The 9,279-nt window shown below is 67.4% G+C and carries 10 protein-coding genes; 2 read left to right on the top strand and 8 right to left on the bottom strand.

Annotated elements, in window-relative coordinates; all coding sequences use genetic code 11:
• Window positions 1–1,647: primary-amine oxidase (locus tag WA965_RS13020; RefSeq protein ID WP_526447603.1), on the bottom strand; the 1,647-nt coding region annotated here is incomplete at its 3' end.
• 59 nt (window positions 1,648–1,706) lie between these two features.
• The gene (locus tag WA965_RS13015) at window positions 1,707–3,215 is read right to left on the bottom strand and encodes a carboxylesterase/lipase family protein (RefSeq protein WP_526303110.1); all 1,509 of its coding nucleotides are present in this window, start codon (window positions 3,213–3,215) and stop codon (window positions 1,707–1,709) included.
• Window positions 3,216–3,288: 73 nt separating this feature from the next.
• Here WA965_RS13015 and WA965_RS13010 point away from each other — a divergent pair, with 73 nt between their 5' ends.
• Window positions 3,289–3,981 carry a hypothetical protein gene (locus tag WA965_RS13010; protein ID WP_526303109.1) on the top strand — a complete coding sequence of 231 codons (693 nt, stop codon included), beginning with the start codon at window positions 3,289–3,291 and terminating at the stop codon, window positions 3,979–3,981.
• A gap of 8 nt (window positions 3,982–3,989) precedes the next feature.
• On the opposite strand, the gene WA965_RS13005 is transcribed toward WA965_RS13010, so the two are convergent.
• From WA965_RS13005 to WA965_RS12990, 4 genes are all read right to left on the bottom strand, one after another.
• A complete protein-coding gene (locus tag WA965_RS13005; RefSeq protein ID WP_526303108.1) occupies window positions 3,990–4,568 on the bottom strand; it encodes a hypothetical protein in 579 nt (192 codons plus the stop codon).
• A gap of 50 nt (window positions 4,569–4,618) precedes the next feature.
• Window positions 4,619–5,329, bottom strand: a complete 711-nt coding sequence (locus WA965_RS13000; protein ID WP_526303107.1) for a hypothetical protein — start codon at window positions 5,327–5,329, stop codon at window positions 4,619–4,621.
• 66 nt (window positions 5,330–5,395) lie between these two features.
• Window positions 5,396–6,634 carry an alpha/beta hydrolase gene (locus tag WA965_RS12995; protein WP_526303106.1) on the bottom strand — a complete coding sequence of 413 codons (1,239 nt, stop codon included), beginning with the start codon at window positions 6,632–6,634 and terminating at the stop codon, window positions 5,396–5,398.
• Between the two features lie 54 nt (window positions 6,635–6,688).
• The gene (locus WA965_RS12990) at window positions 6,689–7,039 is read right to left on the bottom strand and encodes a hypothetical protein (RefSeq protein ID WP_178360319.1); all 351 of its coding nucleotides are present in this window, start codon (window positions 7,037–7,039) and stop codon (window positions 6,689–6,691) included.
• Between the two features lie 156 nt (window positions 7,040–7,195).
• Here WA965_RS12990 and WA965_RS12985 point away from each other — a divergent pair, with 156 nt between their 5' ends.
• Complete coding sequence (locus tag WA965_RS12985) at window positions 7,196–7,534, top strand: RNA polymerase-binding protein RbpA (protein WP_178360174.1); 339 nt, start codon at window positions 7,196–7,198, stop codon at window positions 7,532–7,534.
• 18 nt (window positions 7,535–7,552) lie between these two features.
• Here WA965_RS12985 and WA965_RS12980 read toward each other — a convergent pair whose 3' ends face one another.
• Window positions 7,553–8,359: a polyprenol monophosphomannose synthase gene (locus WA965_RS12980; protein ID WP_526303105.1), complete on the bottom strand. Its 807-nt coding sequence runs from the start codon at window positions 8,357–8,359 to the stop codon at window positions 7,553–7,555.
• Window positions 8,356–9,279: apolipoprotein N-acyltransferase (gene lnt / locus WA965_RS12975; protein WP_526447601.1), on the bottom strand; the 924-nt coding region annotated here is incomplete at its 5' end. The genes WA965_RS12980 and lnt, both read right to left, overlap by 4 nt.

Below are 9,279 nucleotides of genomic sequence, written 5' to 3'. Positions count from 1 at the left end.
CTCGAACATCGGCGGGATGGCACCGCTGGGGACGAGCTTGTACGCCGGATGGGCGCCGATTCCGGTCACGACGTTGGGGTTGACCACCTTCCAGGCCCGCTGGGTCGCGAAGTTCACGTCCTGCTTGGCTTCCCCCTCGGTGCGCAACGGAGTGTTGGCCACCACCAGCGACAGCCCGTGCGGGTTGTCGGGGCCGATCGGCTCGGCATAGGACTCGGACATGACCACGGTGTTGTCAGTGCCGTCGATGTCCATGTCCAGCCGGGCGACGAGGAAGTGCTGATGAAACGGTGCGTAGGTGCGCTCGTCGACCAGGGTGCCGTTCGGGTTGGGCGCGCCCGCCGGCAGCGGAGTGGTCACCATGATGCCCGTCGCGCGGACCTCACACTCGATGTTGCCGTCCTGGTAGAGCCGCCAGTAGACCAGATATTCGTAGTTGGCGACGGTGACGTGGAACGACAGCGTGAGCCGACGCATCCGGCGGACCTCGGCGCCGATGTCGTGGTCGACGTGCTTCCACAGCACGGCGTTGTCTTCCTCGTGGATGCAGATGGCATTCGTGATGGTGTACGGCTCGCCCTTGCTGTTGTGCAGGACCGCGTCGAGATAGCGGATCTCCCCCAGACAGTCGCAGCCCAACGCCAGGGAGGTCGTCATGAACCCCAGCCCCCACTCTCCGATGTCGAAGGCGGTGCGCCGGTAATGGTCCGGTGACGGGTCGCGGTAGGGAACGATCATCTCCGCGAACGACATCCGGTGCGCGATCGACCGGTCGCGGTCGCCGTCGCGGTAGCGCACCGAGTGCAGCGTCATGCCCTCGCGATGGTTGAACCCGACACGCAGCGACCAGTTCTGCCAGCGCACCAGGTTTCCCTCGACGGTGAACGACGGACCCTCGGGTTGGGTGATGTGCAGAGGTTTGAGGGGTTCACGATCAGTCGCCGCGCGAATCCGTTCGGGGATGTGGCTGGGAACGTACTCCCCCATCACCTCGGGAACCGTCGCCTCCCCGGTGGCGAACGGGCCACCGTCCTCGACTCGCAACAACTCCATCGCGTTCACGTCGATGACGCAGTGCAGTCCGCTGACCAATCTGGCGTAGGGGTTGGCCCCGGGGGCCGCCTTGACCCAACTGTCCGACCAGCCGATCCGGCGGTCCCGAAACTCCGGCGGGGCGACAGCGTCGCCGTAGGTCCAGGTGTCGAAGAACACCGTGCCGACATCTGTGATCCCACGACGGCGCAACGCCGCGAGGACATCTGGATGCGACCTCAGCAGTTGATCACACTCGAGGAACTCGTCGACGGTGAAATTCGCCTGCACTCCTGGGACGTGCTCGAAGGCTTCGACGCGGTCGTCGGTCAGCGACAGCACGCTCTTGTAGGTGGCGTTGTCGGTGCGGTTGAAGCAGATGACCTCTGCTCGGCGGGGTGGCCTCGGCCCGCCGCCCTGGAACGCGGCCAACTCCGCCTTGGAGGGTTCGATGAGCTCGACCGACGCAAAACGCCAGCCCAGATCGGCGCCTGACGAGGGAGCGGCACGGACGCCGTACTCACGCTGCAGCATCGCAGCAACCGCTCGGAACTCGTCGGCACTGAGCGGGTCGAGGGGGAAGTCGACGGAATGCGAATCATCGGGCTGCGACACGTCCTAACGCAACCACATCCACGGCCGGACGGCACGACGATTCCGCAACTTCCACGGCCTCACCGGGACGCCAGGGAGAACCCTTCCCACGCCAGTCGCCGATGGGAGTGCGGGTCGAACTCGACCCGACGCCGCCGGTCCAAGACCATCACGGCACGCTCGTCGCTGGTGTACCGCGGCCAGTCCTCACCGGGCACACCGCCGTCGGCGAACGCCAGCCAACGGGACTGCACATCGTCGCTGACCTTGCGCGCGGCCCTCGAGTCCACCCCTGCGGTCAGCAGCATCCCGAACCGGGAGCGGTAGACGTCGAAAACCGCGAGCAACTCGGTGGCGTGGGTGGCGCCCATGCCCGCGATCTGCAGAGCCCTGGTCGCGAAGTCGAAGCGGTAGACGTGGGTCGGCGCATGCCTGCTGTGGGCCTGGGCGATCTGCCAGACAGCCGAACCGAAGATGAAGTCCGCCCCGAGACGCACGCACGCCGCAGCCGCCGGGTAACCCGGATAGGCGGCGGTGATCCGTTCGCGGTCTGCGGGATCGGCGTGCGCCAGCAGGCGTTCGATGGCCGGTTCGTTGGTGGGCAGCAGCTTGAGGAAGCGCGTGAACAGTCGGCCCTCGTCGGCGTTGGTCCCGACGATGAGCGGCACTGGATGCGCCTTGCCGCTGCGCATCGCGTCGACGGGATCCATTGGCAGATAGTCGGTCTCGGACGTGGGACCGATCGCGAACGCGCCCAGCATATCCCGCTGCCCTTCGATGATGAGCCGCTCGAGAGCGTTCACCAGCTCTGCGGGTCGCGCCGCCAGGAGTGCCTGCGCGGCGCCCTGCTCGCGCGCGTCGAGTTGTCGGGCGAATCTGGTGGCGTACTCGGCGGCCACGTCGGCGCTGCGGACCATTCCAGTTGGCGGGCTCTCTGAGATCGCTTGCGCGAAAAGGCCTTTGGCTGACGGCGTGGCCAGCAGCGTGGCCACGGCATGGGCGCCGGCACTCTCACCGAAGATCGTCACATTGTCCGGATCACCGCCGAAGACCGCGATGTTCTCCCGGACCCAGCGCAGCGCCATCACAAGGTCCCGCAGGAACAGATTGTCGTCGATGGTGATCTCCGGGGTGGACAGCGAGGACAGCTCCAGGCATCCCAGCGCCCCGAGACGGTAGTTCACCGACACGTAGACGCAGCCTTTGCGAGCCAGGGACGCACCGTCGTAGATCGGTGTTGCCGAGCTGCCCAACATGTAGCCGCCGCCGTGGATGAAAACCATCACGGGCAGCGGGTCCTGCTGCGGTTCTTCCGGTTGGACGACGTTGAGCGTGAGGCAGTCCTCGCTCATCGGCTGGTACTTCCCGGGTGCGAGGAGGGTGTACATCCGCTGCTGGGGCGCACAATGGCCGAACCCGTGGCAGTACCGGACTCCCGGCCACGGCTGTACCGGCTGGGGTGCCCGGTAGCGCAGCGGTCCCACCGGCGCCTTGGCGTAGGGGATCGACCGCCACCTGTTCACGCCGTCGCGCGTGAAGCCCTCGATCGTGCCCGAGGCGATCTTCACCCGGACGGTTTGCTCGTGCATTCTCTCGACGGTAGCGAACTCTCGCCCGCCCCGCCTGGCCGGCAAGTGCGTGTCGGGCCGCTAACCTGGCGGAATGCGAATTGCAGGCCTCATAGCGGCCACTGCGCTGGTTGCGGCCTGTTCTCAGTCGGTGGGCGGTGATGCCGAACCGCCGTCGGCGCCGCCGACCAGCGCTCCGACGACCACGACGAGCGCTGCTCCAGCACCCGGAGCCTCCGGTCGAGCGCCCGGCCGGAGCGCGGCGATCGAAGAGGTCATCGCCTGGATCGAGGCGGGCACACCCGCCGATCCGGCTGCCCACCATGTGGCGTTCCGCGACGGGGTCAGCACACCGCTGGGAGACGACATCGCGTTCACCGCCCCGTCGGGTGCGCCGAACGACACCACACAGTGCATGACCGACCCGGCATACAACGACGGCGCGCTGACCTGCCTCGTCGAGCTCGAGTCCCCATCACCGCGCCCCGCCGACGGGGAGGGCATGTGGAAGGCCGGGTGGGTCGACTATCCGGGCGCGAGCGCGCAGATCGGATCCCTGCACGGAGATCCCGGCCCGTTCGTCACGGGCGTCGGTCCACAGTTGGCGGAGGGCCAGTCACTGACCTTCGCCGACAACCGGTGCCGCAGCGACGCGTCCGGGCTGTTCTGCGTGAACTACGCACATCACTCGGCTGTCCAGATCAGCGCCGGCGGCCTTGTGCCCTTCGGATGCCTACGGCCCGTCACGCCACCACCGCCGCAGACGGGGGCAGCCTTCAGCTGCTGACCCCGGGATCACGGTTCCTCGGCGCGAGCCTTCTCCCTGGCCCGTTCGGGATAGATCTGGGTCATGCCGACTGCGCCGATGATCACCACGACCGGAATGACGGCCTTGGTCCAGTGCACCGTCGACGGCGATGCGACGGCGACAAAACCCAGTACCGCGATGAGCGCGAACACCAGCGCCCACATCAGCGTGAGCACCTGGTTGGTGCGGCGGAAGGCGGTCTGTTCCCACTCCTGGCGCGGCGCCGACTCCGGCGCGTACTGCGCGGTGAAGGGCTCGAACGCCAGCGATCCCAGGGCCATGATCGCCAGCGCCCCACTGGACAGCGTCGTCGCGTGGGTGTCCATCCAGTCGCGGTCAGCCGCGCCGATGACCATGCCGGCGACGGTCACGCCGGTGAAGAACACGACAGTGACGATGTCGAGAAGTCGCACGCCGGCGAAACCCGCCGACACTCCCATGATCAACGCCGCGAGCACCGCGCAGATCGCTCCGAACATCCATGTGCTGGGACCGTCGGCGACCACCCAGTAGACGATCCACGGGATGAATCCGATGACCGGGCTGCGTTCGAACCATTCATCCACGCCTCACCTTTTACCCGATGCAGCGGTCGGGCGAAGACCGCCCCCGCTCATCAGCCGAGGCGGAACGTGCCGGTCACCAGCGTCGGAGATACGGGCGCGCCGTTGATGCTCGCCTGCGGTGCACCGCCCTGGGGGAATTCGATCGGTCCCGCCGGTGTGAGGTTGCGCCTGGGGCGCACGTCGTTGCGGACATCGAAGTCGCTGAACTCGTCCAGATTGAACGGGTCGAAGTTTCGGTCACCCTGGGTGAATCCGCCGAACTGCACACCCGTTGCCGTCCCGTCGGGACGCACCACCCAGGAGGCGCGGACACCGTCGGACTCGGCGGTGTACATGCCCGCCAGACCGGATACGGCGTTGGCGGTGAAGTCGTACTCGACCTCGTTCATCGTGACCTCGCCGGTCACCGCGGTGCCGTCGAACTCAGCCTGGAGGTTGTCACGGAATCGGGACTCGACGTCGATCCGGCCGTCGGTCTGATTGCCGAAGAACCAGGCTTCGTCGTCGGTTCCATTGCAGGCGTATGCGGCGATCTCGGCGCCGTCCACGCTGATGCCGATCGTCATGGTCCGGCCGTCAGCAGAGGTCATGTCGGCCATGTAGCGCGCCGAGGCCGGGAACTGCGCCTCGGCCGACGTGGCCGGCGCGGGTTGGGCAGGTGACGTGGTGTCAGTCGATGAGCCACCCGAGCAGCCCGACAGAGTGCCCAGCGCGGCGAACGCGCTGATGCCGACCAGCAGTGAGCGTGTGTGTTTTCTCATGTGAGCAGCATGAACGCGTGCCTGGAGTCGCGCATGAAGATTGTGTGGAGATTGTATGGAGAACCGTCAGTCGGCTCGGGCCAGGAACGTTTCGACTTCGTCGCAGAACACCCGCCAGGCGGGTTCGGTGGCTGTGAGCAGATGATTGTTGCTCGACAGCGCGACCAGATGCGAGTCCGGGATCAGGGCCGCCAACTCCTCGCCGTAGCGCATCGGGACACGATGGTCGTCGCGCGAGTGCAGGATCAGCGTCGGGCATTCGACCTTGCCTGCCTGATCGCGAATGTCGATGCGCGCGAACTCTTCCAGGAATCGGACCGCGTTCTCCGGGGAGGTGGTGCGCCGCTGCAGCTGGTCGAATGCGGCCCAGTCGGCCCGGGTGCCATCGGGGATGAACTGGGCGGCGAACACCTGACGGAACGCCGGGTCGTCACGGCCCCAGCCAACCCGGGCGAGGTCGAGATCAAGTGCGGCAGCTCGCTTTTCGTCGTCATTCAATGCGCGCACAGCGCGGCCCCGAGCGTAGGCACCGGACAGCACCAGCCGGGTCACCCGCTCCGGATGGCGCGCCGCGTAGGCGACAGCGACGGCCCCGCCCTGGGAGACCCCCAGCAGCGGGAATCGCTCAACGCCGAGTGCCTCGACCACCGATTCGAGGTCGGCGACCCAATCGTCGAACGTGAAATCCGCCGCGTCCCAGTCGGACAGACCACAGCCACGCTCGTCGTAGCGGATGAATCTGTGCCGCCGCGACATGTCGCGGACCCAGTGCCGCCACACCGGACTCTCGATGTCATAACCGAGGTGCGTCATCCAGTTCGCGGCCCGTACCAGCGGTGGGCCCTCCCCCGACACCGCGTAGGCCAGGCGCACCCCGTCGCCGGCACGGCAGAAGGCGATGTGCTGGCGCGGAAGTTCGGGCTCGAGTTCCGGCGGCGGCGCCTCCGCGGGCTCGGTCTGCAACGTGCCGACGAACTGGTAGCCCCGACCCCGCACCGTGCGGATGTAGCGCTGGGACTCCCCGTCGTCGCCGAGCGCACGCCGGACGGCTTTGATGCGGCTTGTCAGGGCGGCCTCGCCGACGAACCGGCCGCCCCACACGGCGTCGAACAACTCTTCCTTGCTGACGAAGCGCTCGTGGTTGCTCAACAACTGGGTGAGCACGTCGAAAACCTGGGGTTCGACCCGGATGACCGTGTCGCCGCGGCGTAGCTCGTACCGACCGGTATCGAGCACGAAGTCGTCCCAGCGCCACGATCGCGGGTGTGCAGCGGACGAGGATGACGCATCGCTGGACACGGTCACCGACACCCCATCACCCAGGCGGACAGATCGCGCTAAGCGTACCGCCGAAACGCGTTACCGCCAGCCGTCGGCTGCCCGCGCCACCTGCATCAGCGCGCCGCAGAGCTGCAGCAGCTCATCGCGGTCGGCCCCCTCGTCGATCGCGGTCGCCATGTCCTCGGCGGCACACCTGACCTGATACACCCGATCGGACAGCTCGGCGGCTTCCTCGGCGGTGAGCACCACCGAGTCGGCGGGCACCGAGGTGCCTTTGATCTGGGCGCGCTGCTCGTAGGCGCGCTGACGACAGGACTGCCTGCAGTACTGCCGCCGTCGACCCAGTCCGCTGTCGGCGACCTCCCGGCCGCACCACCGGCAGCTCTGGGGACGTCTGCGGGTCGTGCTGAGGGGCGCCTGAGCCGTCACAGAAGTCACGAGCCCGACTGTAAACCGCGAGCTGCACCGATCCCGGTATCATTCGGGGTCGCGTCGGGAACTCTACGAGGGACCTCTGCGTTGAGCATCGGTGCACATTCGCCTCCGGCGAAGCCCGGACGGATTGTTTTTATTGAGGAGTTGACGATGGCTGATCGTGTTTTGAGAGGCAGTCGCCTCGGAGCTGTGAGCTACGAGACGGACCGCAACCACGACTTGGCGCCGCGTCAGGTCGCCCGGTACCGCACCGACAACGGCGAAGAGTTCGACGTCCCGTTCGCCGACGACGCCGAGATCCCCGGCACCTGGCTGTGCCGCAACGGCATGGAGGGCACCCTGATCGAGGGGGACGTTCCTGAGCCGAAGAAGGTCAAGCCGCCGCGCACCCACTGGGACATGCTGCTGGAGCGCCGCTCGGTCGAGGAACTCGACGAACTGCTCAAAGAGCGCATGGACATCATCAAGACGCGTCGCCGGGGCAGCTGAGCAGGCAGCCGCTACGAATCAGCGGGCAGCGCCGCGGGCCCGGTCGATCCGGGCCCGCATACCCCACTGGGCGACCTTGAGGATCGCTTCCCGGATGGTCGAACCGTCCATCTTGGACACGCCGTGCTCACGTTCGGTGAACGTGATCGGCACCTCGACGACGGTGAATCCGGCGTTGATGGAGCGCCACGTCAGATCCACCTGGAATCCGTAACCCTTCGAGTCGACGGCTGCGAGATCGATCTTCTCCAGCACCTCGCGCCGGTACGCGCGGTAGCCGGCGGTGATGTCATGGATGTCGACCCCCAGCAGGATCCGCGAGTAGCCGTTCGCAGTGCGGGACAGCACGAGCCGGCGCCGTGGCCAGTTCCGCACCTCGCCGCCGGCGACATAACGCGACCCGATCACCAGGTCGGCGCCCGCATCGATTTCGTCGAGCAGCCGGTAGAGCTCCTCGGGAGCGTGGCTGCCGTCGGCGTCCATCTCGACGAGCACCGAGTACTGGCGGCTCAGACCCCACGCGAATCCGGCGAGGTAAGCCGCGCCGAGACCGTCCTTGGACTCGCGGTGCATGACATGAACCCGATCCGGGTCGGCCAGGGCGAGTTCGTCGGCGAGCGCCCCCGTCCCGTCCGGGCTGCCGTCGTCGACGATGAGGACGTGGACCTCGGGGGCGGCGCTGTTCACCCGCGCGACGATCAGTGGCAGATTCTGCCGCTCGTTGTAGGTGGGGATGATGACCAGTGTGCGCCGGCTGGGGCGCGGGGCCGAATCGTCTCTCGACTGGTCGGCAGAGTCACCGGGAATGCCACCGGGGACGCTCATGTGGCTCCTTCACCGTCATCGGTCGTCGAACGCCGACCCCTCATTCTTGCGGGCACGAACGATCCATTGTGCAATATCGCGCCGAGAACTCCCGCAACGCCGATGGCGATCAGCACCGCCTCGACGATCGGGCGGAAGCGGGTGGCCGGTGTCAGCGAGGTCTTCAACCGGATCTGCTGGTCGAGGTAGGCCGGTTCGAAGAACCCGGTGCGGGCCAGCTCGCGGCCGTCGGGCGCGATGACCGCGCTGACGCCGACGGTTCCGGCGACGACGGCGTACCGGTTGTGTTCGACGGCGCGCAGCCGGCTGAATGCCAGGTGCTGCTCGCTCATCGCCTGGTCGAAGGTCGCGTTGTTGGTGGGCACCGCGAGCACCTGGGCGCCGTTGCGCACCGACTCCCGAGCCGCCCGGTCGAAGATGACCTCCCAGCACGTGGTCACCCCGACGGGTACACCGGCGGCCTGAACGACACCGGTGCCCTCGCCGGGGATGAAGTAGCCCGCACGTTCGGCGTACGGCGACAGGCGGCTGAAGAAGCTGCGCCACGGCAGATACTCACCGAACGGTTGGACGATCTGCTTGTCGTGGCGGGCCGCGGGACCCGTCGCGGGGTTCCACACGATGACCGAGTTGGTCGACACCGGGTTGTCCCGCGAGTAGCCGGGAGCCGCGACGACGCCGCCGACCAGGATGGGCGCGTCGATCGCGGCCGCGGCGGTCGAGATCTGCTGCCTGGCGTCCGGGTTGGCCAGCGGATCGATGTCCGAGGAGTTCTCCGGCCAGATCACCAGCATCGGTCGCGGCGCTCGGCCCGCGCGGACGTCGTCGGCGAGCCGCAGGGTTTCGCGGACGTGGTTGTCGAGGACCGCGCGGCGCTGGGCGTTGAACTCCAGACCGAGACGCGGCACGTTGCCCTGCAC

This window comes from Mycobacterium sp. (assembly GCF_049683935.1).
Classification (GTDB): domain Bacteria; phylum Actinomycetota; class Actinomycetes; order Mycobacteriales; family Mycobacteriaceae; genus Mycobacterium.
The sequence above is the reverse complement of the archived record's forward strand: the minus strand, read 5'-3'. Positions and strand labels throughout refer to the sequence as shown.

Excerpts from the sequence above, each read along its gene's own strand:
- WA965_RS12985 (WP_178360174.1), top strand. The coding sequence starts at position 7,196 with ATGGCTGATCGTGTTTTGAGAGGCAGTCGCCTCGGAGCTGTGAGCTAC.
- WA965_RS13000 (WP_526303107.1), bottom strand. The coding sequence starts at position 5,329 with ATGAGAAAACACACACGCTCACTGCTGGTCGGCATCAGCGCGTTCGCC.
- WA965_RS12980 (WP_526303105.1), bottom strand. The coding sequence starts at position 8,359 with ATGAGCGTCCCCGGTGGCATTCCCGGTGACTCTGCCGACCAGTCGAGA.
- WA965_RS13010 (WP_526303109.1), top strand. The coding sequence starts at position 3,289 with ATGCGAATTGCAGGCCTCATAGCGGCCACTGCGCTGGTTGCGGCCTGT.
- WA965_RS13015 (WP_526303110.1), bottom strand. The coding sequence starts at position 3,215 with ATGCACGAGCAAACCGTCCGGGTGAAGATCGCCTCGGGCACGATCGAG.